General features: G+C 64.2%; 24 protein-coding genes. 19 read left to right on the top strand and 5 right to left on the bottom strand.

All coding sequences use genetic code 11. The features are described from left to right. Nucleotide 1 precedes the first annotated feature (1 nt). From KO538_RS21705 to KO538_RS21690, 4 genes are all read left to right on the top strand, one after another. Nucleotides 2-1,162 carry an AAA family ATPase gene (locus tag KO538_RS21705; protein WP_219329614.1) on the top strand — a complete coding sequence of 387 codons (1,161 nt, stop codon included), beginning with the start codon at nt 2-4 and terminating at the stop codon, nt 1,160-1,162. Nucleotides 1,163-1,225: 63 nt separating this feature from the next. Next, a complete protein-coding gene (locus KO538_RS21700; RefSeq protein WP_257620503.1) occupies nt 1,226-2,572 on the top strand; it encodes a CpaF family protein in 1,347 nt (448 codons plus the stop codon). A gap of 5 nt (nt 2,573-2,577) precedes the next feature. Then, nucleotides 2,578-3,546, top strand: a complete 969-nt coding sequence (locus KO538_RS21695) for a type II secretion system F family protein (RefSeq protein ID WP_219329612.1) — start codon at nt 2,578-2,580, stop codon at nt 3,544-3,546. A gap of 18 nt (nt 3,547-3,564) precedes the next feature. After that, nucleotides 3,565-4,506: a type II secretion system F family protein gene (locus tag KO538_RS21690; protein ID WP_257620493.1), complete on the top strand. Its 942-nt coding sequence runs from the start codon at nt 3,565-3,567 to the stop codon at nt 4,504-4,506. A gap of 76 nt (nt 4,507-4,582) precedes the next feature. Here the strand turns inward: KO538_RS21690 and KO538_RS21685 are convergent, their stop codons facing one another. Then, a complete protein-coding gene (locus tag KO538_RS21685; RefSeq protein WP_034758799.1) occupies nt 4,583-5,365 on the bottom strand; it encodes an inositol monophosphatase family protein in 783 nt (260 codons plus the stop codon). A 195-nt stretch (nt 5,366-5,560) separates the two neighbouring features. On the opposite strand from KO538_RS21685, the gene KO538_RS21680 reads away from it, so the two are divergent. The 12 genes from KO538_RS21680 to KO538_RS29465 all read left to right on the top strand — a co-directional run bounded on the left by KO538_RS21680 (nt 5,561) and on the right by KO538_RS29465 (nt 19,500). Next, nucleotides 5,561-6,325, top strand: coding sequence for an RNA methyltransferase (locus tag KO538_RS21680; protein ID WP_219329611.1), 765 nt, complete (start codon nt 5,561-5,563; stop codon nt 6,323-6,325). Then, entirely contained in the window at nt 6,322-7,224 is a 903-nt protein-coding gene (locus KO538_RS21675) for a LysR substrate-binding domain-containing protein (RefSeq protein WP_219329610.1), read from the top strand. Before KO538_RS21680 ends, KO538_RS21675 begins: the two co-directional genes overlap by 4 nt. A 90-nt stretch (nt 7,225-7,314) precedes the next feature. Continuing rightward, nucleotides 7,315-8,508: an MFS transporter gene (locus KO538_RS21670; RefSeq protein ID WP_257620490.1), complete on the top strand. Its 1,194-nt coding sequence runs from the start codon at nt 7,315-7,317 to the stop codon at nt 8,506-8,508. Nucleotides 8,509-8,579: 71 nt separating this feature from the next. Then, nucleotides 8,580-9,107: a hypothetical protein gene (locus KO538_RS21665; RefSeq protein ID WP_070304067.1), complete on the top strand. Its 528-nt coding sequence runs from the start codon at nt 8,580-8,582 to the stop codon at nt 9,105-9,107. 7 nt (nt 9,108-9,114) lie between these two features. Continuing rightward, entirely contained in the window at nt 9,115-10,761 is a 1,647-nt protein-coding gene (locus KO538_RS21660; RefSeq protein ID WP_219329609.1) for a GMC family oxidoreductase, read from the top strand. Next, the gene (locus tag KO538_RS21655; protein ID WP_072456528.1) at nt 10,758-11,714 is read left to right on the top strand and encodes a triacylglycerol lipase; all 957 of its coding nucleotides are present in this window, start codon (nt 10,758-10,760) and stop codon (nt 11,712-11,714) included. Before KO538_RS21660 ends, KO538_RS21655 begins: the two co-directional genes overlap by 4 nt. A 285-nt stretch (nt 11,715-11,999) precedes the next feature. Next, entirely contained in the window at nt 12,000-15,638 is a 3,639-nt protein-coding gene (locus tag KO538_RS21650; protein WP_219329608.1) for an EAL domain-containing protein, read from the top strand. Between the two features lie 152 nt (nt 15,639-15,790). After that, complete coding sequence (locus KO538_RS21645; RefSeq protein ID WP_219329607.1) at nt 15,791-16,372, top strand: phasin family protein; 582 nt, start codon at nt 15,791-15,793, stop codon at nt 16,370-16,372. Between the two features lie 138 nt (nt 16,373-16,510). After that, entirely contained in the window at nt 16,511-17,182 is a 672-nt protein-coding gene (locus tag KO538_RS21640; protein WP_034758777.1) for a TetR/AcrR family transcriptional regulator, read from the top strand. A 41-nt stretch (nt 17,183-17,223) separates the two neighbouring features. Continuing rightward, complete coding sequence (locus KO538_RS21635) at nt 17,224-17,997, top strand: hypothetical protein (protein WP_034758773.1); 774 nt, start codon at nt 17,224-17,226, stop codon at nt 17,995-17,997. Nucleotides 17,998-18,008: 11 nt separating this feature from the next. After that, a complete protein-coding gene (locus KO538_RS21630) occupies nt 18,009-18,554 on the top strand; it encodes a TIGR00730 family Rossman fold protein (protein WP_034759494.1) in 546 nt (181 codons plus the stop codon). Between the two features lie 349 nt (nt 18,555-18,903). After that, nucleotides 18,904-19,500, top strand: a complete 597-nt coding sequence (locus tag KO538_RS29465) for a PEP-CTERM sorting domain-containing protein (RefSeq protein ID WP_070304062.1) — start codon at nt 18,904-18,906, stop codon at nt 19,498-19,500. A 96-nt stretch (nt 19,501-19,596) separates the two neighbouring features. On the opposite strand, the gene KO538_RS21620 is transcribed toward KO538_RS29465, so the two are convergent. From KO538_RS21620 to KO538_RS21610, 3 genes are all read right to left on the bottom strand, one after another. Continuing rightward, nucleotides 19,597-20,109 (bottom strand): YgjP-like metallopeptidase domain-containing protein, encoded by a 513-nt coding sequence (locus KO538_RS21620; protein ID WP_219329606.1) that lies wholly within the window; start codon nt 20,107-20,109, stop codon nt 19,597-19,599. A 177-nt stretch (nt 20,110-20,286) separates the two neighbouring features. Next, nucleotides 20,287-20,667, bottom strand: a complete 381-nt coding sequence (locus tag KO538_RS21615) for a KGG domain-containing protein (protein WP_219329605.1) — start codon at nt 20,665-20,667, stop codon at nt 20,287-20,289. 47 nt (nt 20,668-20,714) lie between these two features. Continuing rightward, nucleotides 20,715-21,227: a phasin family protein gene (locus KO538_RS21610; protein WP_219329604.1), complete on the bottom strand. Its 513-nt coding sequence runs from the start codon at nt 21,225-21,227 to the stop codon at nt 20,715-20,717. A gap of 344 nt (nt 21,228-21,571) precedes the next feature. Between KO538_RS21610 and purU the strand changes: the two genes are divergently transcribed. Beyond that, entirely contained in the window at nt 21,572-22,453 is an 882-nt protein-coding gene (purU, locus tag KO538_RS21605) for a formyltetrahydrofolate deformylase (protein WP_219329603.1), read from the top strand. Nucleotides 22,454-22,492: 39 nt separating this feature from the next. Further along, nucleotides 22,493-23,035 carry a YaeQ family protein gene (locus KO538_RS21600; protein ID WP_034758748.1) on the top strand — a complete coding sequence of 181 codons (543 nt, stop codon included), beginning with the start codon at nt 22,493-22,495 and terminating at the stop codon, nt 23,033-23,035. Nucleotides 23,036-23,095: 60 nt separating this feature from the next. Here KO538_RS21600 and KO538_RS21595 read toward each other — a convergent pair whose 3' ends face one another. Continuing rightward, nucleotides 23,096-23,881, bottom strand: a complete 786-nt coding sequence (locus KO538_RS21595) for a head GIN domain-containing protein (protein WP_070304057.1) — start codon at nt 23,879-23,881, stop codon at nt 23,096-23,098. A 185-nt stretch (nt 23,882-24,066) separates the two neighbouring features. On the opposite strand from KO538_RS21595, the gene KO538_RS21590 reads away from it, so the two are divergent. After that, entirely contained in the window at nt 24,067-24,702 is a 636-nt protein-coding gene (locus KO538_RS21590; RefSeq protein WP_034758744.1) for an SAM-dependent methyltransferase, read from the top strand. Nucleotides 24,703-24,713: the final 11 nt, after the last annotated feature.

Raw genomic sequence — 24,713 nt, 5'->3', positions numbered from 1 at the left:
CGTGAAAATCGCCATCAATTCCAGGGATGAAAAAATACTGTCCGAACTGGGCCGGCTGCTGCGCAGCCGCAACCGGCTCGACGAGATCAGCGCGGGCGGTGAATCGCTCGAACCGCTGCTGGCGGCGCAGTCGCTGCCCGACGTGCTGATCTTCGACCGCCCGTCGAACGACGGCGCCGACCTGGCCGCCATCGAGCGCCTCAGCAACCTGCATCCGCGCATGGCCTTCATCGTGCTGTGCCACCAGCAGCAGCCCGAATTCCTGCTGCAGGCCATGCGCGCGGGCGTGCGCGACGTGCTGCCGTTTCCCGCCGTGCCGGCCAACCTGCATGCGGCGCTCGAACGCATCGAGGAAAAGCTGGAGCGGCGCGAGCATGGCAACGGCAAGGTGCTGGCCTTCATTTCCTGCAAGGGCGGCAGCGGCGCGACCTTCATCGCCAGCAATCTCGGTTATGCGCTGGCCGCCGGCGGCCAGCAGCGCGTTGCCCTGATCGACATGAACCTGCATTTTGGCGACGCCTCGCTCTTCGTTTCCGAGAACAAGCCGCTGGCCACGCTGTCCGACGTCACGCGCGACATCCACCGGCTCGACTCCTCGTTCCTGGGATCGAGCATGCTGCACATCCTGCCCAACTACAGCGTGCTGGCCGCGCCCGAGGATCCGGCCCACGCCAGCGAAGTGGCGCCCGAACACATCGACGCCATCATCCGGCAAGCCAGGCGCCAGTACGATTTCATCGTGCTCGACGTGGGCCGCAACCTCGACGCCGTCAGCGTGCGCGCGCTCGACCACGCCGACATGATCTTTCCCGTCCTGCAGGCGACCTTGCCGTACATCCGCGACGGCAAGCGCCTGCTGGGCATGTTCCGCTCGCTCGAATACGCGAAGGAGAAGGTGCACATCATCGTCAACCGCCACGACAAGGGCGGCGAAATCCGCCTGCGCGACCTGGAAGCGGCGTATGGCACGGCTGTCTACCGCACGGTACCCAATCACTACGCCTCGGCGGCCGCCTCCGTCAACCAGGGCATGCCGATTTTGCAGCTCGACAAAGCCAGCCCGATCACCCGCTCGCTGCAGGAGTTCGCCGCCAGCCTGGGCGGCGGCGCGGCCAGCACGGCGCGCCAGGGCTGGCTGGGCCGCGTCCTGCGGCGCGCTTGATGCACATGCTTGACCCACACCCCAGAACAGGAGCATTGCATGGCTAGTTCCCCCACCGCCGCCTTGTCCATCCGCGAAAGGCTCGGCAGCGCCAAGATCGCCGCGCTCGCGCCGCAACGCGCGGCGGCCATCGACAACCACGGCTACCGCGCCCTCAAGCTGCGCATCCATGGGCTGCTGCTGGAACGGGTCGACCTGGAAAGCATGCAGCGCCTGTCGCAGGAGCGCATCCGCGAAGAATTGCGCGGCCTCGTCGAGCGCCTGTTGGACGAAGAGGCGGTCGTCATCAACGACGCCGAGCGCCGGAGCCTCACGCGCGACATCCAGCACGAGATGCTGGGCTTCGGGCCGCTCGAAACCTTGCTGTCGGACGCCAGCGTGTCGGACATCCTCGTCAACGGCCACAAACAGGTGTATGTGGAGCGCGCTGGCCGCCTGGAGCTGACCGACATCTGCTTCGACGATGACGCCCATCTGATGAAGATCATCGACAAGATCGTCTCGCGCGTGGGCCGGCGCATCGACGAGTCGAGTCCCATGGTCGATGCGCGCCTGCCCGACGGTTCGCGCGTGAACGCCATCATCCCGCCGCTGGCCATCGACGGTCCCGTGATGTCGATCCGGCGTTTTTCCGTCGATCCGCTGCGCCTGGCCGACCTGGTCGCCTACCGCAGCATGACGGCCGAGATGGCCGAAGTGCTGCAGGGCCTGGGCAAGGCGAAGATGAACATCCTCATTTCCGGCGGCACGGGCAGCGGCAAGACCACCATGCTCAACGTGATTTCCGGCTTCATCGGCCATACGGAACGCATCGTCACGGTGGAAGACGCGGCCGAACTGCAATTGCAGCAGCCGCACGTCGTGCGCCTGGAAACGCGGCCCGCGAATATCGAAGGCAAGGGCGAAGTGAGCCAGCGCGCGCTGGTGCGCAATGCGCTGCGCATGCGCCCCGACCGCATCATCCTGGGCGAGGTGCGCGGCGCCGAGGCGCTCGACATGCTGGGCGCGATGAACACGGGCCATGAAGGTTCGATGGCCACCATCCATGCGAATACGCCGCGCGACGCGCTGACGCGGCTGGAAAACATGATCAGCATGGCGGCGGCGAATTTGCCCAGCAAGGCCATCCGGCAGCAGATCAGCTCGGCCGTGTCGGTGGTGGTGCAAGTGTCGCGCCTGATCGATGGCAAGCGCAAGGTGACGTCGATCCAGGAAATCACGGGCATGGAAGGGGAGGTCATCACGATGCAGGAAATCTTCAGCTTCAAGCAGACGGGCGTGGCCGAGGGCGGCGCCGTGGTGGGGCAGTTCTCGGCCAGCGGCATCCGCCCCCGTTTCCTCGAGCGCCTGAAAAGCTTTGGCATCGGCGTCTCGGCCGCCCTGTTCGAGCCTGCGGCGGCGGGACGCTGACCGCCATGCTTTCCTATCTTGTCTATTTGTTCCTTTTCCTTGCCGTCGTGCTGCTGGTGGCGGGCGCCTGGCTGGCGTGGCAGGCGGCGCGGGGCCCAAGTGCGGCGCGGGTGGCGCGGCGCCTGCAGTCCATGTACACGGCCAGCGATGGCGAACAGGCGCTGTCGATCACCAAGCAGCGCCCGCTGAGCAGCAATCCCTTCCTGCAGGGCGTGCTGGAAGGCTTGCCCGGCGTGTGGCGCATCGAGCAGTTGCTGCTGCAGGCGGGCATGCGCTGGCTCGTGGCCGGCTTCCTCGGCTATTGCGCGCTTGGCGCGACCGCCGGCCTGCTGGCGGCCAGCGCGCTGCCCTTGCCATGGTATGTGCGCCTGGGCCTGGGCGCGGGCGGCGCCGCGCTGCCTTATCTGCTGGCGCGCCGCGCCAGGAGCCGGCGGCTGGTGCGCATCGAGCAGCAATTGCCGGACGCGCTGGACCTGATGGGCCGCGCCATGCGTGCCGGCCATGCGTTTCCCACCGCGCTGAAAATGGTGGGCGAGGAGATGACGGGGCCGCTGGCCGACGAGTTCCGCGCCGTGTTCGACGAAGTCAGTTTTGGCGTGGCGATGGCCGATGCGCTGGGCAACCTGGCCGCGCGCGTGCCCAGCACGGACTTGCGCTATGTCGTCATCGCCGTGCTGATCCAGCGGGAAACGGGCGGCAACCTGACTGAATTGCTGGGCAGCATCAGCGCCATCATCCGCGACCGATTGAAACTGCTGGGGCAGGTGCGCGTGCTGTCGGCCGAAGGGCGCATGTCGGCCTGGGTACTGGGCTTGCTGCCGTTTGGCGCGGCGCTGATGATGCACGTGATGAATCCGCAGTTCATTGCCGTGCTGTACACGGATGCGGGCGGGCGCAAGATGGTCGGTGTGGCGCTGGGCTTGCTGCTGGTTGGCGTGCTCTGTATCCGAAAAATTATCCATATCCGGGTGTGACATGAAAGAGCAAACACGATGAGCGGCATGAATGCGGCGCAGCTGGCTTTGCTGGGCCTGCTGTTCCTGATTGTTTTCGCGCTGGCCGTGCTGGTGCTGCGCCTGTTTGCCGGCAGTGCCGTGCAGCAGCGGCTGCAATCGCTCGGTGATGCGGGTGCCGCCGGCGACCGGGAGCGCCATGCGAGGCGGCGCTGGCTGGCGCACGCCGTCAGCCTCACGCGCCCGCTGGCCAGGCTGTCGCTGCCCGACGAAGGCTGGGAAAGTTCGCCCATCCGCAGCCGCTTCGTCCATGCCGGCTGGCGCAGCCAGGCCGCGCCGGCCCTGTTTTATGCGGCCAAGACGGGCCTGTTCGTGGGCTTGCCGCTGCTCGTGTATTTCCTGCTGCGCCAGGGCGGGCAGAATATGCTGTTGTGGCTGGTTGCGGCGGCCGCCCTCGGCTATTACCTGCCCAATGCCTGGCTGTCGCACTGTTTGAGGCAGCGCCAGCGCGAAGTGTTCGAGACCTTTCCCGATGCGCTCGACCTGATGACGGTGTGCGTCGAAGCGGGGCTGGCGATGGATGCGGCGCTGGCGCGCGTGGCGCAGGAAATCGGCCTGAAAAGCGCGGTGCTGGCCGAAGAGCTGCAACTGGTGACGCTGGAACTGCGCGCCGGCAGCGCCAAGGACAAGGCCTTGCGCAACCTGGCCCTGCGCACGGGCGTGGACGATGTGGATGCGCTGGTGACCTTGCTGATCCAGGCCGAGCGCTTCGGCACGAGCATCGCCGCATCGCTGCGCGTGCAGTCCGACCAGCTGCGCACCAAGCGGCGCCAGCGCGCCGAAGAAACGGCGGCCAGGATCGCCCTCAAGCTGCTGTTTCCGCTGATCTTTTTCATTTTTCCATCGCTGATGGTCGTGCTGATGGGCCCGGCGTTCCTACAGATTTACCGCGTGCTGCTGCCGGCCATGCGGGGCAGCTGAAGGGTCGTCGAGCGGGCAAAAAAAAGCTGCCGGAGTTTCCTCCGGCAGCTTTTTTACATCAGCCCTTGACTGGCAATCAGGCGAATGGCGTCAGCAAGGTGATCATCTGGCCAAAGATCTTCGGGCTGGCGGCGATGACGTCGCCCTTGTACAGGTAGTCCGATTCGCCGGAAAATTCACCGACGATGCCGCCCGATTCCGTGATCATCAGGGCGCCGGCGGCGATATCCCAAGGCTTCAAGCCTTTTTCGTAGAAGCCGTCCAGGCGGCCGCAAGCGACGTAGGCCAGGTCCAGCGCGGCCGAGCCTGCGCGGCGCACGCCCTGGCTGCGTTCACCCATGATCGCGTACATCTTCAGGTATTCGTCCAGCGCACGGGCGCTGCCGGCCACGTAGCCGGTGCCCAGCAGGGCGTTCGAGATGCGGTCGAGCTTGGTGACGCGGATGCGTTTTTCGTTCAGGTAGGCGCCGGCGCCCTTGGTGGCCGTGAACAGGTCGTTGCGTACCGGGTCGTAGATGACGGCTTGCGTGACGACGCCGCGATGCGCGAGGGCGATCGAGATGCAGTATTGCGGGAAACCGTGGATGAAGTTGGTGGTGCCGTCCAGCGGATCGATGATCCACTGATATTCATTCTCGTCGTGCGAGTTGGCGGAAGCTCCCGATTCCTCAGCCAGGAACGCGTGGTCCGGGTAGGCTTTGGACAGCACCTCGATGATGGCTTGTTCGGCCGCCTGGTCGACGTCGGTGACGAAATCGTTATGTTGTTTTTCCGTGACGACGACGCGGTCGAGGTCAAAAGAGGCGCGATTGATGACGGCGGCGCCGCGGCGGGCGGCTTTGATCGCCGTGTTGAGCATTGGGTGCATGTGAGCTTCCGTTAAAAGCACGCGACCGCCCATGGCCGCCTTGCGGCGCCGGTACGATAGAGTGCAAGAATGAATTAAAGAGCGGAGCGGTGCCGAAGTGGTTAAAATCCCGGCCTGGCGTCAGCGTTTTGTGACTCCGTTTCCCGAAATTTCCTGTATCGATACCGCGCAATAGCGCTATTTTAAATGAATCTGCCCGAAATCAACACGTCTCTTTTCAAACGCCTGCGATTTATTCTTGTCGAAACTAGTCGTCCTGGCAACATTGGCGGCGTCGCGCGCGCCATGAAAACGATGGGTTTTTCCGATCTGGTGCTGGTCAACCCCCGCTTTCCCGATGCCTTGACGGATGCGGAAGCGGTGGCCTTCGCCAGCGGCGCGCAGGATATTTTGTCGGGCGCGCGCATCGTCGCGTCGATCACCGAAGCGCTCGAAGGCTGCAATTACGCGGCCGCCGTGTCGGCCCGATTGCGCGAATTCTCGCCGCCCGTCACGGCCCCGCGCGCCATCGCGGCCCAGCTGGCGGCCGGCGCAGACTTGCACGCGGCCGTCATCTTCGGCAACGAGCGCTTCGGCTTGCCCAACGAGATCGTCGAGCAGTGCAATGTGCTGATCAACATTCCCGCCAATCCCGAGTATTCCTCGCTGAACCTGTCGCAGGCGGCGCAGGTGGTCGCCTATGAATGCCGCGTGGCGGCCCTCGGCGATGGACAAGCCGCCAGCCCCGTCGGTTTCCATGGCGACGCGGCCAGCCTGGCGCAGGTCGACGGCATGTATGCGCATCTGGAGCAGGCCCTGGTCGCCATCGATTTCCTCGACGCCGACAACCCGAAAAAGCTCATGCCGCGCCTGAAACGCCTGTTTTCTCGCACGGGACTGGAAACGGAAGAAGTCAACATCCTGCGCGGCATCGCCCGGCATATCCTGGCGGTAGCCAAAAAAGGTCCATGATAGAGACGCGGCTGCTGCGCCAGTTCATTGCCGTCGCCGAGGAGCTCAATTTCCGGCGCGCGGCCGAACGGCTGCACATGGCGCAGCCGCCGTTGTCGCAGGCGATATTGCGGCTGGAAGAGGTGCTCGGCTACCCCGTATTCGAGCGCACGAACCGCAAGGTCGCCTTGACGCCGGCCGGCAGCACTTTTTTGGCCACGGCGCGCCAGGTGCTGGCCAGCCTGGAAGAGGGCATGGCCGCTGCGCGCCGCGTGGCGCAGGGCGTCGAGGGCCACTTGCGCCTCAGTTTCATCCATATCACGCCGTATGCCCACGTGCTCAATGCCTTGCGCGCCTTCCGCGCCGCCTCGTCCGCCGTGCAATTCACCTTGCGCGAAGCGTCGACGCAGCAGCAGGTCGAGTGGCTGGAGCGGGGCGAGGTCGATATCGCGCTGCTGCGCGCACCGGGCTGCAGCACGCCGGGCTTGCGCTTCGAGCGCCTGTCCGGCGAAGACATCGTGATCGCGCTGCCCTCGGACCACCATTGCGCGGGCCAGGCGATGGTGGATCTGGCGGATCTGGCCCACGACGATTTCGTCGCTTCCCCGCGCGATCTGGGCCAGGGTTTCCACGACCAGCTGGCCAGCCTGTGCCTGCATGCGGGCTTCGTGCCGCGCGTGGTGCAGCAGGCGCGCCGCTTGCAAACGGTGCTGGGCCTGGTGGCGGCCGGCTTTGGCGTGGCCCTGCTGCCGGCCAGCCTGGCGACGTCCAAGCCTGCCGGCGTCATCATGCTGCCGCTGGCAAGCAGCGCGCCCGAAGTGCTGCGCCAGCTCGACCTGTACATGGCGTGGGACCCGCAGCGCCCATCGCCCGTGCGCGAGCGGCTGCTGGAGCAGTTGCGGCTGTCTGCCTCGCATTGAGACTTGCAAGGTCTCATTTCGAGATAAATAAGATATTTTACAGATGGTGATCCAGGGGCCAGCATGGCGTTTTGATTGTCGGGAATTGCCATGTCCATCGTTTCATCGCGCAGCCGCGGGCTGCCACTCTCCATTTATCTGCTGTCGTTGTGCAGCTTCGCCTTCGGCTTGTCCGAATTCATCGCCGCCGGCCTGTTGACCCCCATGGCGCGCGACTTGCACGCCAGCGTGGCGGCGGCAGGCGGCGCCATTGCCGCGTATGCGCTGGGGGCGGCCATCGGCGCACCGATCCTGACGGCCATGCTGGCGCGCCGGCCCACGCGCCAGGTGCTGGTGGCCACGATGCTCGTGCTGGCGGCCGGCAGCGTGGCCATGGCGGCCGCGCCGGCGCTGGGCGCGCTGCTCGGTGTGCGCTTTGCCGTGGGACTCGCGCATGGCGTGTTCATGGCCGTCGCCTCGCATGCGGCCACCAGCCTGGTCGACCCGTCGCGCGCGGGACGGGCGCTATCCATCGTCTGGCTGGGCCTGACCCTGGCGCTGGCGGGCGGCGTGCCGCTGGGGACGTGGCTGGGCGCCGTCTCGTCGTGGCGCTGGGTATTTGCGGCCATCGGCGTGCTGGCCCTGTGCGGCGGCGCCGGCTTGCGCTTCGCCATGCCGGCCGCGCGCCAGCAGCTTGCCGCCGTATCGGCGCTGGCCAGCCTGCGCGCCATCTTGCAGCCGCCCCTGTTGCTGGCGGCCGGCGTGGCGGCGCTGGTCAGCGTGGCCACCTTCAGTTTTTTCACGTATATCTCGCCGTTCCTGCTGCAGCTGGGCGGACTCGATGCGGGCTGGCTGGGCGCCGCCATGCTGTGCTTTGGCGCGTGCGCCATCGGCGGCAACCTGCTGGGAGGCTGGTGCGCGGATAGGCCCCACGCGCTGCGCGCCACCGTGCTGGCCCTGGCCGCGCTGGCGCTCAACTTGCTGGGGTTTTATGCGCTGCGCGCCCAGCCCGTGGCCATGCTGGCCCTGTGCGGCACCCTGGGCTTGCTGTTCTTCGCCCTCGTGACCCTGTCCACCGTGCGGCAGCTAGCCCTGGCGCAGCAGCATTGCCCTGGCAGCGACGCCGTGGCGGCGGGCTTGAATATCGCCGCCTTCAATGCGGGCACGGCGGCCGGTGGCGCGCTCGGCGGTGCGCTGATCGTCGCCTTTGGCTTGCCCAGCATCGCCATCGGCGGCGCGCTGGCGGCGCTGCTGGCCATGCTGCTGCTGTGGTTCCCGTCGCGCAAACTAGACGGGTCGCTCTAGTTTTTGCGCGCGGATCGCCGCCCCCTTTGGCGTACACTGGCCTGCAAAAGGCCGTACAAAACAAGGGAGACATGGGGATGCGACGCAGATCGTTTCTGAAACTGGGCGTGCTTGGCGCCGGTGTGCTGGCCGCCGGTGGCGCCGCCTACCGCCTTGTGCGCGGGCCGGCGCCGCCTGGCCGCTTCGTGCTCGATGGCGAAGCGCGCGCGGCGCTGGCGGCCATCGTGCCGGCCATGCTGGGCAGCGCACTGACTCGGGACGCGACCGCGCGGGCTGTGGCGCTCGATGGCGCCATCGCCGGCGTGGACACGGCCATCCGCGGCTTGCCGCTGGCGGCGCAACAGGAAGTGCAGGATTTGTTTGGCTTGCTGGCGCTGGCGCCCGCGCGGCGCTTCGTCGCCGGCGTGCATGGCGGCTGGCTTGACGCTGACCCGGCACAGGTGGCCGCCTTTCTGCAGTCGTGGCGCACGCACCGCCTGGCGACACTGCAGACGGCCTATCTGGCCCTGCACGATTTGATTCTCGGCGCCTGGTATGCCGATGCCGCCCACTGGGCCGCCATCGGCTATCCGGGACCGCTGCCCGAACTGAGCGCATAAGGCATCCATGAGCACATCCCCCATACCCGACCCGATTGCCGCCGGCCTGGCCGCAGGCTGGAACGTCACCGACGCCAGCAGCCTGGCCGCCGACCGCACTTTCGAGGCGGACGTCGTCGTCATCGGCAGCGGCGCCGGCGGCGGCGTGACGGCGGAAATCCTCGCGCTGGCCGGTTTGAAGGTCTTGATCGTCGAGGAGGGCGGCTTGAAGTCCTCGCAAGACTTCAAGATGCGCGAAGCGGACGCTTATCCCGCGCTGTACCAGGAATCGGCCGCGCGCAAGACGCGCGACAAGGCGATCAATATCCTGCAGGGACGCACGGTCGGCGGTTCGACCACCGTCAACTGGACCTCGAGCTTCCGCACGCCGCCCGGCACCCTCGAATACTGGCGCAAGCACTTTGGCTTGTCCGGCTATGGCGTCGATGCCATGGCGCCGTGGTTCGCCATGATGGAAAAGCGCCTGCACGTAAGCGACTGGGCCGCGCCGCCCAATGAAAACAACGATCTGCTGCGCCGTGGCGCTACGGCGCTGGGCATCTCCACGGCCGCCATCCGGCGCAACGTGAACGGCTGCTGGAACCTCGGCTACTGCGGCATGGGCTGCCCGACCAACGCCAAGCAGTCGATGCTGGTGACGACGATCCCGTCGGCGCTGGCGCTGGGCGCGGGCCTGCTCGTGCATGCGCGCGCCGAACGTTTCACTTTCAAGGGCGAGCGCATCGACAGCCTGCAGGTGACGGCGCTGGACTCTGCCGGGCAGGCGCCGACGGGCGTGCGCCTCACGCTGCGCGCGAAACACTTTGTGCTGGCCGGCGGCGCCATCAACTCGCCCGCGCTGCTGCTGCGCTCGCAGGCGCCCGACCCGCACGGCTTGCTGGGCCGGCGCACCTTCTTGCATCCGACCGTGGTGTCGGCGGGCCTGTTCAAGCAGAGGGTCGACGCCTATGCGGGCGCGCCACAGACGATTTATTCCGACCATTTCCTGCACACGGCGCCCATCGATGGCCCTATCGGCTACAAGCTCGAAGCGCCGCCCTTGCACCCGCTGCTGATGGCCACCACCATGGGCGGCTTCGGCGACGAGCATGCGCGCACCATGCGCGAATTTCCCCATGCGCACGCCTTGCTGGCGCTGCTGCGCGACGGCTTTCACCATGATGCGGCGGGCGGCAGCGTCTCCATCGACAGTTTCGGCGCGCCCGTGCTCGACTATCCGCTCACGCCTTTTCTCTGGGATGGCGTGCGGCGCGCGCTGCTGTCGATGGCGGAAATCCAGTTCGCGGCCGGCGCGCGGAGCGTCTATCCCGTGCATGAGATGGCCAGCCACTACACGAGCTGGGCGCAGGCGAAGCAGGCCATCGGTGATTTGCCGATGAAGGCGCTGCTGGCGCGCGTGGTGTCGGCCCACGTGATGGGCGGCTGCGCCATGTCGGACGATGCGCGCCTGGGCGTGACGGGCGCCGACGGCCGCTATCACGGCGTACGCAACCTGTCCGTGCACGACGGCTCGCTGTTCCCCACGTCGATCGGCGCCAATCCGCAACTGACGATCTACGCGCTGACAGCGCGCCTGGCCAGCGGCCTGGCGCAAGCGCTGACGGGCAAGCCGGCGCCCGTTCCCATGCCTGCCGCCGCAACAGGCGCCGCATGATCGCGCGCATCCTCAAGTGGTTGATGCTGCTGCAAGTGCTGGCCGTGCTGGGCTTGGCGTACCTGGCCATGCAGGCGTGGGGCGTCGCTTCGCCGCTGCTGGCCGTGCTGCTGGCGCTGGCCATGCTGCTGGCCGTGCGCGCGCTGATCGTCGTGCGCAATTTCTGGGAGAGCCGGCGCCTGGGCAGCCCCGTGCCGCCTGAATACCAGCTGGGCACCATGGGCGCGGCGCGCCTGTTTTTGGGCGAACTGCGTGCCACCCTGTGGACGTCGTCATGGGGCATGCTGCGTCCGCGCCTGCATGCGGCCGGCAGCATCCTCGGCCAGGGCCTGCCGGTGCTGCTGGTGCACGGCTATGTGTGCAACGGCGGCTATTGGACTAAGCTGAGCCGGCAGCTGGCACGGGCCGGTATCGTGCACAAGGCGATCGACCTGGAACCGATCAACGCCGATATCGAGGAGTTCGTGCCGCTGGTGGAACAAGCCATCACCGAGCTATGCGCCCGCACGGGCACCGACCGCGTGATTCTCGTCGCCCACAGCATGGGCGGCCTGGTGGCGCGCGCCTGGCTGCGCCATTACGGCGCGGCCCGCGTGGCGCGCATCGTCACGATCGGCACGCCGCACCACGGCACGGCGCTGGCCAACCTGGCGGCGGGTGCCAATGCGCGCCAGATGAGCCGCGTCGATGGCACGCCCAGCGGCTGGCTGGCGCAGCTGGCCGCCAGCGAGACGCCCGAGACGCGCGCCCTGATCACGTCGATCTATTCGCATCACGACAATATCGTCGCGCCGCAAGCGTCCGCGCAGCTGCCGGGCGCGCGCAATATCGCTTTCGGCGGCATCGGCCACGTGGCGCTGGCCAGCGATGCGCGCGTGCTGCGCCAGCTACTGGCAGAAATCACTATCAAGAGCGAAGTCGCCCAGCCTCCCTCCGCTCCCCATTTCGCCTGAGTCCTGTTGTGTTTTGTCTGCATGGCAAGACTGTCTCTTTTGACTCTGCTGTTGCCCATGTTTAACAACGCACGAGGCAGAAAATGCTGTTTTCCACTGGCGTACTGTATTAAGCTAACGTCAGAAGATAAGCGGGGAAAATTTGTTCATGAGGCCGCTTGAGCCGTTCTGCAGGCGTACGTGGGCCAGAAATTTCTCTGAATCTATGGCAAGATGTTATACGATTGTTATGTAGCCCGCGCATGCGGAAAAATGAGTCCATGCCGTTTTTATTGGGGGCGCTAATTGTCCGCACGTATCCTGATTATCGAAGATAACGCCACCAATATGGAATTGATGGTGTACTTGCTGCGTGCCTTCGGGTACACGCCGCTGGCCGCCTATGACGGCGAAGAGGGCGTGCGCATGGCGCGCAGCGAGTTGCCGGACTTGATCATTTGCGACGTGCATTTGCCCAAGCTCGATGGCTATGGCGTGGTGGCGGAGCTGAAGAAGGACCCGCAGCTGCGCAAGATCCCGGCGCTGGCCGTGACGGCGCTGGCCATGGTGGGCGACCGCGAGCGCCTGCTCGAAGCGGGCTTCAATGGCTACATCGGCAAGCCGATCGAACCCGACCTGTTCGTCGCGGAGCTGGAGTCTTTTTTACCCGGGGCGCCGTCGACGCCAGTTAAAAACGACATAGCCACCATCCTGATCGTCGATGATCATGTGCTGAACCGCGAGTTCCTGACCGCACTTCTCGGCTACGGCGGCCACCGCCTGCTGGAGGCGGCCAACGGCGCCGACGCGCTGGAAATACTGCGTACCGAGCGGCCCAACCTGATCATCTCCGACATCCTCATGCCGAACATGGACGGCTACGAATTTGTCACGCGCGTGCATGCCGATCCCGCGCTGGCCGACGTGCCCATCATCTTTTATACGGCCACCTACCGCGAGCAGGAAGCGATCCTGCTGGCGCAGGCGTGCGGCGTGCGCTGGGTCTTGCCCAAGCCGTCCGATCCCGAAGTCATCGTACGCACCGTCAACGAGGCGCTGGGACTGATGCCGGCGGCGCCCCAGGTGCCGGCGGCGCCGGGCGCGGGTGGCGGGGCGGCGCTTCCCGCCACGGGCCAGCTGGCCGGCATCGAGCACCAGGTCAGCGGCTACCTCGACGAACTCGAATCGAGCAGCCAGCAGATTTCGCAGCTGGCCAGCCAGCGCGAGGGCCAAGCTGCGCTCCCCGAAGACCTGGGCATCATGACGGAGCGCTTGTCGCGCTCGCTGTCGAGCCTGCAGGCGGTGAGCCTGCGCCTGACGGCCCTGATCGAACTGGGCATCGAGCTGGGTGCCGAACGCGATCCGCGCGCCCTGATCGAGGCGGGCTGCAAGGTGGCGCAGAATATCTGCGTCTCCAAGTACGCCTGCATCGGCGTACTGGAAGAGGGCGCCGAAAAGCTCAGCTATTTTTCCTCGTGCGGCGCCGAGAAAAACCTCGATCGCATCGCCAGCACGCCGCGCACGGGCATTTTGAACCGCTTGCTGGAACAGCGCCAGCCTTACCGCGTCAATGGCTTGAAGGGCGACCCCGGCGCGCTGGGCCTGCCCGACACGCACCCGCCCGTACACTCCTTCCTCGGCGTGGCCATCGCCTCGCGCGAGCGCAGCCACGGCTGGCTGTACCTGGTCGACAAGCTGGGGGCGAATGAATTTTCCGAAGTCGACGAACGGGTCGCCGCCACGGTGGCGGCGCAGATCGCCGTCGCCTACGATAATCTGCTGCTGTACGACGAGATCAAGCGCCACCACGAGCAGCTGACCCTGGACATGGCGGCGCGCATCCGCCTCGATGAAGACTTGCGCCGCTTCCGCCTGGCGATGGACGCCACGGCCGACGCGATTTTCCTCGTCGACCGCGCCGGCATGTGCTTCGTCGACGTCAACCAGACGGCGTGCCGCATGCTCGGTTTCGAGCGCGAGGATTTCCTGCGCGTGGGCCCGGGCCGTGCGCACGAGGGCGAATCCCAGCTGGAAGAGCTGTACAACAAGCTGCTGGCCGGCGACCAGGGCGGCCCGATGACGGAATTGCAGCTGCAGCGCAAGGACGGATCGCCCCTGTCGGTGGAAGTGCAGCGGCGCACCTTGCGCTCGGGGCAGAGCTGGATCCTGGTGGCCGTGGCGCGCGACATCACGGAGCGCAAGGACGCCGAGCAGCGCCTGATGAAACTGGCCCATTTCGACACCTTGACGGGTTTGCCGAACCGCAGCCAGTTCTACGCCTCGCTGACCCATTCGCTGGCCCAGGCCGCCGAGCACCAGTGGGCCGTGGCCGTGCTGTTCATGGATGTCGACCGCTTCAAGAATATCAACGATACCCTGGGCCACACGATCGGGGACGACCTGCTGCGCCAGTTTTCCAGCCGCCTCGTCGATTGCCTGCGCGTGCGCGACACCATCGGCCGCTTTGGCGGCGATGAATTTGCCACCATCCTGCTGCTGCCCGAAGGCGCGCAGCATGCCGTCGGCGTGGTCGACAAGATCCGCGAGGCGATGCGCAAGCCCTTCGACTTGCAGGGCCACGAGGTGACGGTGACGGTCAGCATCGGCATTTCCGTCTTCCCCGAGGATGCGGCCGATGCGGACACCCTGATTCAATATGCCGACACGGCCATGTACCGCGCCAAGGAAGCAGGGCGCGACGCCTTCCGCTTCTTCACGGCGGAAATGAACGCGCAATCGATGGCGCGGCTGGACATGGAAAATGCCCTGCGGCGTGCCATCGACAACGAGGAATTCGTGCTGTTCTTCCAGCCCAAGGTGAATATCATCTCGGGGCGCATCAGCGGCGCCGAGGCGCTGATACGCTGGCGCCGTCCCGGCCACGGCATGGTTTCACCGGCCCTGTTCATCCCCCTGCTGGAAGAAACGGGTCTCATCGTGCGCGTCGGTAACTGGGTGCTCGACGAGGCCTGCAAGAAGATCAGCGAGTGGGGCACCAGCAGCATCGGTCCCGTACACCTGTCGGTGAACGTGTCGGGCATCCAGTTTTTCGTCGGCGGCCTGGAAGAAGAGGTGCTCAAGGCGATCCGCAAGCACGATATCGCGCCCGACCTGCTGGAGCTGGAGCTGACGGAAAGCTCGCTGATGTCGAATGCCGAGGAAACCATCGCCGTGCTGCGCAACCTGAAGGCGCTGGGCATCCAGATTTCCATCGACGATTTCGGCACCGGCTATTCCAGCCTGGCCTACCTGAAGCGCTTCCCCATCGACAAGCTGAAGATCGACATCGCCTTCGTGCGCGAAGTGACGAGCAATCCGGACGACGCGGCCATCGTGCTGGCCATCATCAGCATGGCCCACAGCATGAAGCTGGAAGTGATCGCCGAAGGCGTGGAAAACGATGCGCAGCTGGCCTATCTGCGTCGCCACGGCTGCGACGAGATGCAGGGTTATTATTTCAGCCGCCCCGTGCCGCAGGAAGAATTCGAGCAGATGCTCATGGGCGGCAAGCTGCTGCAGGCGCCGCAGGATGCTGGCAGCGAAGAGCAGCAAACCCTGCTGATCGTCGACGACGATGTCTTCATGCTCGACGTGCTCAGCGACTTCCTGGCGCAGGACGGCTACCGCATCCTGACGGCGCAGACGGCCGCCGAGGGTTTCGACATCCTGGCGCGCCACAAGGTGCAGGTGATCCTGTGCGACCAGTGCATGCCGCTGATGAGCGGCACCGAATTCATGGAGCGGGTCAAGCATTTGTGCCCCGACACCTTCCGCATCATGCTGTCGGCCTTTGCCGATCTGACGCCCATCATGGCGGCCATCAACCGCGGCGCTGTCGACCGCTTCTATACCAAGCCGTGGAAAGGCGCCGTGCTGCGCGAGAATATCCGTGAAGGCTTCCGCCTGCACAAGCTGCTGCATGGCCAGGTGAAAGCGGCGGCCTGAGGATTTTCCGCAGCGGGTAATTGGCCGCCGCGTGCGCTGGCGCACCTTGCGCAGCAGCTTTCCATCGGATTAGACTCCCGTCTCTAGTTTTGCTCTCTAGAATAAAACGCATCCATGAAGTGGCATGGCCTTTCACATGACGGGAGCTGGCGATGGTGAAGAAATTGAAGGCGCTGACGGAAGACACGGAATTGGCGAGTGCCGTGCGCTCGTCCGCGCAGCAGATCTGGCAAGCGGGCCTCGGCGCTTTTGCGAAGGCGCAGGAAGAGGGCGGACGCGTGTTTTCCCGGCTGGTGAAGGAAGGCACGGAATTCCAGAAACGGGCCGAAGACAAGGTGGCCGACGTCAGCGGCAGCGTCGGCAAACTGGCCGATGGCGTGGGCAAGCAGGCCAGCGGCTCCTGGGACAAGCTGGAACAAGTGTTCGAAGAGCGCGTGGCGCGCGCGCTGGCCACCATCGGCGTGCCCACGCAGCAGGACATCACCGCGCTGCACGCGCAGATCGATGCCTTGAGCCGGCAAGTGGCGGCGCTGTCAGCCAAGCCAGCGCCAGCGCCCAAGCCGAAGGCGGCGGCCAAGCCCGCCGTGAAGGCGACACCGAAAGCCGCACCGAAAGCCGTACCAAAAACTGCACCGAAAGCGGCTGCCGCCAAGGCCGCGCCGCGCGCCGCGAGCAAAGCGGTGAGCAAACCCGCCGCAAGGCCGGCGGCGAAGAAAAAAGCGCCGGCCGCCTGAGCTGGCGCCGCATTCCTCCAGCCTGCTCGCGCAGGCTTTTTTTTGCTTGCGGTTTTCGCCGGTGCCAGCGGGCGCAGTGTTTCATTACGACTATCTTAGGTGGTATGCTTGGGGCAGAACACAGAGAGATTGCCCGCTATGCTACAAAAAGCACCACGCCGTACCCGCGAACGCATCCTGGAGTTGTCGCTGCGCCTGTTCAATGAGTTTGGTGAGCCGAATATCACGACGACCGTGATTGCGGAAGAGATGAACATTTCGCCGGGAAACCTGTATTACCACTTCCGTAACAAGGACGACATCGTCAACTCGATCTTCGTCCAGTTTGAGGCGGAAATCGAACGCATCCTGACCGTGCCCGACGGGCGCCGTTCGAATATCGAGGACGTCTGGCTGTATTTGCACCTGATGTTCGAGCTGATCTGGCGCTACCGCTTTTTCTATCGCGACCTCAACGATTTGCTGTCGCGCAACCGCAAGCTGGAACTGCACTTCAAACTGATTCTGGCGCACAAGATCAAGGTGGCCACGCAGCTGTGCGAAGACTTGCGCAGCGAACAGTCGCTCGAAGCGTCGGACATGGAAGTGGCCGCCATGGCGACAAATATGGTCGTCGTCGCCACCTACTGGCTGTCGTACGAGTACGTGCGCAACCCGCGCAAGTACAGCGAGCAGCAATCGATGTCCGATGCACTGGCGCGCGGCTGCTACCAGGTGCTGTCCCTGATAGGGCCGTATTTGCGCAATGAAACGCATTTGCTGTTTCGCAAACTGTCGGAAGAGTATGTGACCAAACTCAAGAACGACTGACGCTGCTGCTGGCGCCACGTCGTCAATTACAGGAGAGAGAGATGGCTTGGAAACAATTCCCCTATCCGGACGAAGCATATGTCTACACGCCGCAAACCCTGGAAGCGGCCTGGCCGCGCCTGCATGCGGGCGATGTGGAACCGTTTCCCACGCACCCTGCGCTGCTGCAAGCCTGGCTGGCTTTCCATGCGGGCGACTTCGAGCGCGCCGTGAAGCTGGGCCTGGCCGTCGGCGTGCCCGGCTATGCGGTGGCGCACAAGGCCACCTGCATCTATGCCACGCACCTGGAAGGAAACGACAGCCAGAAACTCGACATGTACGAGGAAGTGGCCGAGCGCTGCGAGCGCCAGCAGAGCGAGCAGCCGGACAATCCGGCCGGCTACTACTGGCATGCCTACAGCCTGGGCCGCTACGCGCTGGGCACGTCCGTCGTCAAGGCTCTGGCGCAAGGCATGGGCGCGCGCGTGCGTAACAGCCTGGACCGCACGATGACGGTAGCGCCCATGCATGCGGAAGCGCATATCGCGTTTGGGATTTATCATACGGAAATTATCGACAAGGTCGGCGCCATGATAGGCAGCCTGACCTACGGCGCCAACAAGGAAGACGGCTACCAGCACTTCAAGACGGCGCTGGCCCTGACGCCGTATTCGGCGCTGGCGCACAGCGAATATGCGCGCGCGTTGAATATGCTCGACGGAAAGAAAAAGCTGGCGGAAGCGCTGGCCCTGTATGAAAAGGCGGCCGAGTGCGTGGCACTGGACGCCAAGGAACGCCTCGAGGTCGAGGCGGCCATCGATGAATTGAAAGGGTAGGGATTACTGTGATCAAGGCTTTATGTGTGTACTGTGGCGCCAACGCGGGCGTCTCGCCGGACTATGCCGTGGCGGCGCGCGAACTGGCGCGCGTGCTGGTGGCGGAAAATATTTCGCTCGTGTATGGCGGCGGCAAGGTGGGCCTGATGGGCGTGATCGCCGATGAAGTGCTGCGCCTGGGCGGCGAGGTAACGGGCGTGATTCCCACCCAGCTGGTCGAACGCGAAGTGGGCCACATGGGCTTGACGCGCCAGTTCATCGTGAAGGACATGCATGAGCGCAAGGCGATGATGGCCAGCCTGTCCGACGCCTTCATCGCCATGCCCGGCGGCTATGGCACCCTGGAAGAACTGTTCGAGATGCTGACGTGGGCCCAGCTGGGCTTGCACGCCAAGCCGATCGGCTTGCTCAATGTCGACCGTTTCTACGATGGCTTGATCGCTTTCGTGCAAAACGGCAAGGAACAGGGTTTCATCCGCCCGCAGCACGCGGCCTTCCTCAATGCCGACGCCGATCCGGCAGCGCTGGTGCAGCGCCTGAAGGAGTGCGTGCCGTAAGGCCATGTTTGCCTGGCCGTGCGGGCGCCGCTGATCAACTATTTTTGATGTCGCTTGAAAGAGCCATGCGGTGCGCACTGCATGGCTTTTTTATTTCTGCACGGGAAAATTGATCGGGCTGAATGACTTAATTAATAAAAATATGGCTATAAAATTGCTCTAGAGGCATGTTTTTTTGAAAATGAAGATGATTTTTAATCATGGCTGTGGTCTACTGTCAGGGTTCAAAAGTTAGGAATATCGGACACCGACGAGCGCTGTACAGACTCCCCAAAAAAGGTGCCGAGCCGTTTCAAGTTGCCACAACCACGCTACTTCATCATCTCGAAAGGATGCTATTTTGAAACCAATGACCCTCTTGCGAGCGACCGCTGTCGCCGCCGTTCTCGCTACTGCTGGCGGCGCCCACGCACAAACCACCACCATCGGCTTTGATTCGCTGGAACAACCGGGCTACTTCGGTTCCGTGTTCAATTCCTACTCCGAAGGCGGCTACAACTTCGACAGCAGCTTCCTCGGCCTGCTGAGCTCGGCGCACCAGGATAGCTTCGCCTATGCCGGCTCGGCCGGTCTCGGCGCGACCCCACTGTCGACGACCACCCTGAGCCGTGCCGATGGCGCCGCTTTCTCGCTGAGCTCGATCAGCCTGGCCGACTTCGTGAGCTTGCCCGGTTCCTTTGACGTGACGTTCGTTGGCCACCAAGTGGGCGGCGGCACGGTGAGCCAGACCTTCACCCTCGGTGGCGGCCACACCTTTGCCGATTACACGTTTACAGGTTTCAGCAATCTGCTGTCGGCAACGTGGAAGGAAGGCGCCTTGCACACCTTCCAGGTCGACAATATCGCCGCCACTGTCAGCGCCGTGCCGGAACCGGCCACCTACGGCATGCTGCTGGGCGGTCTGGGCCTGATGGGCTTCATGCTTCGCCGCAAGAGCGCCGCCTGAGCTTGAACATGGCGCCGGTCATGCCGGCGCATCAGTAAAAATGCCGCCCAGTTGTATGCCGGGCGGCATTTTTACGTGGATGTCATGACCAGGACTTCATGACCACAGGCGCTGGCCTGACAGGTCTAGCTGGGTCAGGTACAGGCGCACGTCAAATTCGTACTGGTGGTATTGCGGTTCCATATACGTGCACAGCTTGTAGAACGACTTGTCGTGCTGCTTTTCCTTGACGTGCGCCAGTTCGTGCACGGCGATCATGCGCAGGAATTCCAGCGGCACTTCCTTGAACATGGTGGCCACGCGGATTTCATGCTTGGCCTTGAGCTTGCCGCCCTGCACGCGCGAGATCGAGGTATGCAAGCCCAGCGCATGCTGGATCACATGGATCTTGCTGTCGAACGCCACCTTGTTGATGGGCTCGGCATTGCGCAGAAATTCATTCTTCAAGTCCTGCACATACTGATACAAAGCCTTGTCGTTGCGCACATCGTGCGCGTTCGGATAGCGTTTCAACAGGACGTCGCCGAGCTTGTCCTGTGCGATCAGTTGCTGCACTTGCGCTTGCGTTTGTTCGGAATAGGCGCTCAGGTATTTCAGGGATGGCTGCATGTGGGGAAGGGCGGGACGTGGCGCGGAGGTGTCGGTAAGGCGAGAATGTACCATACCGCCGCCCCCGGCGCTGCGCCAGCCCTTGCATGGGGCCGCCAGGGCCGCCCCGTGCCTTCCTGCGTCAAGCCGTGCGCTGCCGGGCCAAGCCGCTCAGTCCGGCAGTCCTGTCAACTCTGGTCAGCCATTGTCGTCTTCGTCCTTGCCGCCCTGCCGGCCAGTGCCGCCGCTGCGCGCCGCCGTGCTGCGGCTTTCATTGGCGCGCTGGGCCGATTGCCGGCTTTCGCCGCCTTTGCGGCCGATTTCCGCCATGTGTTCGCGGTTGCGGCTGACGGCTTCGCCGCCTTTCTGCCCGGCCCGGCGTGCTTCTTCCGAGTCGAATTCATGCGCCGTGCCTTTTTGATGGGCTGCCTGGCCGCCCTTGCTGGCAATTTCGCGTTGCTGCTCCTCATTCATGGCAGCGAAACCGCGTTTGCTCGTGCCTTTGGCGCTGCCCGATTCGCTGGTTTTCTGGCTGCTGCCAGCGCCTTTGCCCTGTTCATTTCCTTGATTGCTAGCCATGTCGCTCTCCTTGCTGTCGAGTGGGGTCAAGTGGTCAATGCAGGTGCTCAATGCGCCTGCTCGGATTGCCTGCTGGTATCGCGGCGGCTGCCCGCGCCGTCGCGGTGGCCCGTGGCATGCATTTTTTCAATCATTTCACGCTGGCGTTGCGCGGCTTTTTCCGTTTCTTCCGCCGTCTTGCGCACCACTTCGTCAGCGAAGGCCACGGCCGTGCGGCGCGCTTCGGGCAGGTGATTTTCTGCCGTGCGGTTCATTTCGACATTGGCGTTGGCGACGAGATTGCCGAGTTGCTGCTGGTACTGGCGCAGCTTGTTGCCGCTTGGCTGCAACTGGCCGGCGGCCATCGACATGAACTCGCCCGTGTCGCGTGCGCACAGCAGTTGCTGGCTGGCGTTGCTCCATTCCTGCAGCAGGTCTTGCGCCAGCCGCAGATGCAGCTCGCTCAATTGCTGCACCGTATCGAACATCTTGCGCGATAGTTCCGTGGCGAAACTGCACTGGGCCTCGAGATGGGACTTCAGGGCGGGGCTGAGACTGGGGGAAATACTGTTTGTGAACATGTTCTACCTCAATGAAAAACTGATCCGGGAAACACCCGGTGCACCGGGTGCGACGTATGGTGAAACAAGCAAAGAGATAGACGCCCAACGGCGTGCCAGGTTCCATGGCAGATGCCGGTTTGGCGCGAGAATGGGGGCCGGCAGATGGAAAAACGCGATCACTTTGTGCCAGATCAAATTAACGTCAATCAGGTCGCCGCAGTCGGCAGCCATGCCGCTTGTGTGGAAAATGCATGTTTACAGGCCCGGCCGTGCGACAATAGCCGGCTCGCGGCAGCGCAGCCGATGGCCGGCGCGCGTGGCTGAGCCGAGCATAGCCTTACTTTTTACCTGATTCCGCGACCATGACGCATCCCGAATACATCCTGACCCTGTCCTGCCTGGACCAGCGCGGCATCGTGCACCGCGTCTCCGGCTTCCTGGCCGAACACGGCTGCAACATCCTCGATTCCGCCCAATTTGGCGACCAGGAATCGCAGCTGTTCTTCATGCGCGTGCATTTCGCGCTGGAAGACGGCGCCGTCAGCGACGCCCAGTTGCGCAGCGACTTCGCCGACCTGTCGCAAGCCATGCAGCTGAACGGCGCTTTCCATGGCCAATTGCACGATGCGCGCGTCAAGCCGCGCGTCATGCTGATGGTGTCGAAGATCGGCCATTGCCTGAACGATTTGCTGTTCCGCTACAAGAGCGGTTTGCTGAACGTGGAAATTCCCGCCATCGTGTCGAACCACATGGAGTTCTACCAGCTGGCGGCCAGCTACAATATTCCCTTCCACCACCTGCCGCTGGCGGCCGGCGCGCCGGAAGCGGCCAAGCTGGCGCAGGAAGCGAAGATCATCGACTTGATGGACACGCACAAGATCGACCTGGTGGTGCTGGCGCGCTACATGCAAATCCTGTCGCCGGGCCTGTGCCAGGCGCTCGATGGCCGCGCCATCAATATCCACCATTCCTTCCTGCCCAGCTTCAAGGGCGCCAAGCCGTATGCGCAGGCGCATCACCGCGGCGTCAAGCTGATCGGCGCGACGGCCCATTTCGTCACGGGCGACCTGGACGAAGGCCCGATCATCGAGCAGGACGTCGAGCGCGTCGACCATGCGATGGATGCGGAAACCCTGACGGCCATCGGCCGCGACGTCGAGTGCGTGGTGCTGGCGCGCGCCGTGAAATGGTTCGTCGAGCACCGCATCCTGAAAAATGGCGACAAGACGGTGGTTTTCCGCTGATACCGACTTCACTATTCACTTTACCGAGACAGAAACACGATGGCCCTCAAAGCAACAATTTTCAAAGCCGATCTGCAGATCGCCGACATGGACCGCAATTACTACCAGGATCACGCGCTGACCCTGGCGCGCCACCCGTCCGAAACGGACGAGCGCATGATGGTGCGCCTGCTGGCGTTCGCCATCCATGCCGACGAGGCGCTGACGTTTACCAAGGGCCTGTTCGACACGGAAGAGCCCGACCTGTGGCAGAAAGACTTGACGGGCGCCATCCAGCTGTGGATCGAAGTGGGCCAGCCCGACGAAAAGCGCATCCTCAAGGCGTGCGGACGTTCGGAACAGGTCATCGTCTACAGCTATGGCGCAACGAGCCACATCTGGTGGAAGCAGATCGCGAATAAACTGGAACGGGCGAAGAACTTGACCGTGATCAACCTGCCATCCGAGGCGGCGCAAGACATGAGCAAGCTGGCGCAGCGCAACATGCAACTGCAATGCACGATCCAGGATGGCCAGATCTGGCTGACGGACAGCGTCAACACGGTCTTGATCGACCGCGAACCGGTCAAGCCGGCCCGCTGATGTCGGCTGTCTGAAACGCAAAAAGCCCGGAGCGATCCGGGCTTTTTGCATTGCGCTTGATTAATTCGGCGCGCTGCCCAGGCGGCGGATGCTGCTCGAACGCTGCATGCTGCGGCTGATGCGCGGGTCGCCGTAGTAGCTCACTTCGCCAGAACCGCCGATGCTGATGGCCAAGTCTTGCTTGGCCCACACGGTGGCTTCGCCCGAGCCGCCGATGCTCACCTGCACTTCGCGCGCGGCCAGGTGGCCCGCCTCGATATTGCCCGAGCCGCCGATCGATGCCGTCAGTTGTTCCGTCTTGCCGCTGGCCTTGAAGCTGCCGCTGCCGCCGATGGCGATGGACACCTGGCGGCTGTCGAGGTCGCGCGCGTGGATGGAGCCGGAACCGCCCACGTCGAAGCGCAGGTTCTCGGCGCGCAAGCCCGTTGCCGTGATGTTGCCCGAGCCGCCCACGCTGACGCGCTCCACCTGGCGCGCCTGGATGACGATGGTCAGGCTGCTCTGGCGGAAGTTGGCGTTGCGCTTGGCGGGCCGGATGCGCAGGGTGCCGTTTTCCACGGCCGTATCGATCAGCGGCAGAATATTGTCGTCCGCTTCGATGGTGACGCTGTCCGTGTTGCCGATGCGCAGTTCGACCGTACCCGGCACGTTCAGCGCCACGGCATGGAAACTGCCCACGTCGCGCGTCTGCTTTTGCAGCTTGCCGCTGCCCTGGATGCTGTTGCCGGAAATCCAGTCGAGCGGCGACGCCAGCGCCGGCGCGGCTGGAATGGCCAGCGCGCAGGCGGCCAGCAGCAGGGCGGCCGCGGCGCTGGCGTGGCGGCGGTGGAAAAGTATCGGTGTCATTCTTGCTCCCTGTTGGAATTGGTATGAAAGCATGGTATGCCAGCCGGCCGCGTCTGCGTACCGTCCTGCGACAGACTGCGCCAGCAGCGGCATGGAATGCAGGAGGCTGCGACAGGATGGCATGAGGTATTATGTCGGTGGGACATACGACGAGCGGCACGCGCCGCTCACACTACTGGAATTACATGCTGATCATCACCATCAAACAGGGCAAGGAAAAGAGCTTGCTGGGCCAATCGTGGATTTACGCATCCGCGATTGAAAAAGTCGAAGGCAAGCCGCAGGAAAAAATGAAGCCCGGCTCGACCGCCATCGTGCAAAGCTCGTCGAAGCAGTTCATCGCCCGCGCCGCCTACAATTCGAAGTCGCAGATCCGCGCGCGCATCTGGAGCTTCAAGGAAGACGAACCGGTCGACCACGCGCTGATCAAGCGCAGGGTCAAGGCCGCCATCGAGAAAAAACTGCCGGCCATCAAGAAGGCGGGCGAAAACCAGCTGCTGACCCTGATCAAGGGCGAGGACGAGGGCTTGCCGGGCCTGGTGGTGCAGCTGTTCGGCGGCGTGCAAGGCTATCTGATCTGCGAATTCAACGCGGGCGGCGTCGACGCGTGGAAAGTGGCCATCGTGCAATCGCTGATGGCGTCCACGGGCTGCGCGAACGTGTACGAGCGCTGCGATGACTTGATGCGCAAGGGCGAAGGCTTGCCTTTGATCGACGGCGCCCTGGCCGGCGAAGAGCCGCCCGATGAAGTCATGCTGACGGACAATGGCGTGCGCTATGCGCTGGACTTGAAGACGGGGCACAAGAGCAAGTTCCGTTGAGGATTGCTGTG

The organism is Janthinobacterium sp. NKUCC08_JDC, assembly GCF_019345575.1.
Lineage (GTDB): Bacteria > Pseudomonadota > Gammaproteobacteria > Burkholderiales > Burkholderiaceae_D > Janthinobacterium > Janthinobacterium aestuarii.
Note: the sequence above shows the minus strand (reverse complement) of the source record. Positions and strands in the feature narration are given on the sequence as shown.

Coding starts and splice junctions, on each gene's coding strand:
- KO538_RS21695 (WP_219329612.1), top strand. CDS start 2,578: ATGCTTTCCTATCTTGTCTATTTGTTCCTTTTCCTTGCCGTCGTGCTG.
- KO538_RS21690 (WP_257620493.1), top strand. CDS start 3,565: ATGAGCGGCATGAATGCGGCGCAGCTGGCTTTGCTGGGCCTGCTGTTC.
- KO538_RS21685 (WP_034758799.1), bottom strand. CDS start 5,365: ATGCTCAACACGGCGATCAAAGCCGCCCGCCGCGGCGCCGCCGTCATC.
- KO538_RS21680 (WP_219329611.1), top strand. CDS start 5,561: ATGAATCTGCCCGAAATCAACACGTCTCTTTTCAAACGCCTGCGATTT.
- KO538_RS21675 (WP_219329610.1), top strand. CDS start 6,322: ATGATAGAGACGCGGCTGCTGCGCCAGTTCATTGCCGTCGCCGAGGAG.
- KO538_RS21670 (WP_257620490.1), top strand. CDS start 7,315: ATGTCCATCGTTTCATCGCGCAGCCGCGGGCTGCCACTCTCCATTTAT.
- KO538_RS21665 (WP_070304067.1), top strand. CDS start 8,580: ATGGGGATGCGACGCAGATCGTTTCTGAAACTGGGCGTGCTTGGCGCC.
- KO538_RS21660 (WP_219329609.1), top strand. CDS start 9,115: ATGAGCACATCCCCCATACCCGACCCGATTGCCGCCGGCCTGGCCGCA.
- KO538_RS21655 (WP_072456528.1), top strand. CDS start 10,758: ATGATCGCGCGCATCCTCAAGTGGTTGATGCTGCTGCAAGTGCTGGCC.
- KO538_RS21645 (WP_219329607.1), top strand. CDS start 15,791: ATGGTGAAGAAATTGAAGGCGCTGACGGAAGACACGGAATTGGCGAGT.
- KO538_RS21640 (WP_034758777.1), top strand. CDS start 16,511: ATGCTACAAAAAGCACCACGCCGTACCCGCGAACGCATCCTGGAGTTG.
- KO538_RS21635 (WP_034758773.1), top strand. CDS start 17,224: ATGGCTTGGAAACAATTCCCCTATCCGGACGAAGCATATGTCTACACG.
- KO538_RS29465 (WP_070304062.1), top strand. CDS start 18,904: ATGACCCTCTTGCGAGCGACCGCTGTCGCCGCCGTTCTCGCTACTGCT.
- KO538_RS21620 (WP_219329606.1), bottom strand. CDS start 20,109: ATGCAGCCATCCCTGAAATACCTGAGCGCCTATTCCGAACAAACGCAA.
- KO538_RS21615 (WP_219329605.1), bottom strand. CDS start 20,667: ATGGCTAGCAATCAAGGAAATGAACAGGGCAAAGGCGCTGGCAGCAGC.
- KO538_RS21610 (WP_219329604.1), bottom strand. CDS start 21,227: ATGTTCACAAACAGTATTTCCCCCAGTCTCAGCCCCGCCCTGAAGTCC.
- purU (WP_219329603.1), top strand. CDS start 21,572: ATGACGCATCCCGAATACATCCTGACCCTGTCCTGCCTGGACCAGCGC.
- KO538_RS21600 (WP_034758748.1), top strand. CDS start 22,493: ATGGCCCTCAAAGCAACAATTTTCAAAGCCGATCTGCAGATCGCCGAC.
- KO538_RS21595 (WP_070304057.1), bottom strand. CDS start 23,881: ATGACACCGATACTTTTCCACCGCCGCCACGCCAGCGCCGCGGCCGCC.
- KO538_RS21590 (WP_034758744.1), top strand. CDS start 24,067: ATGCTGATCATCACCATCAAACAGGGCAAGGAAAAGAGCTTGCTGGGC.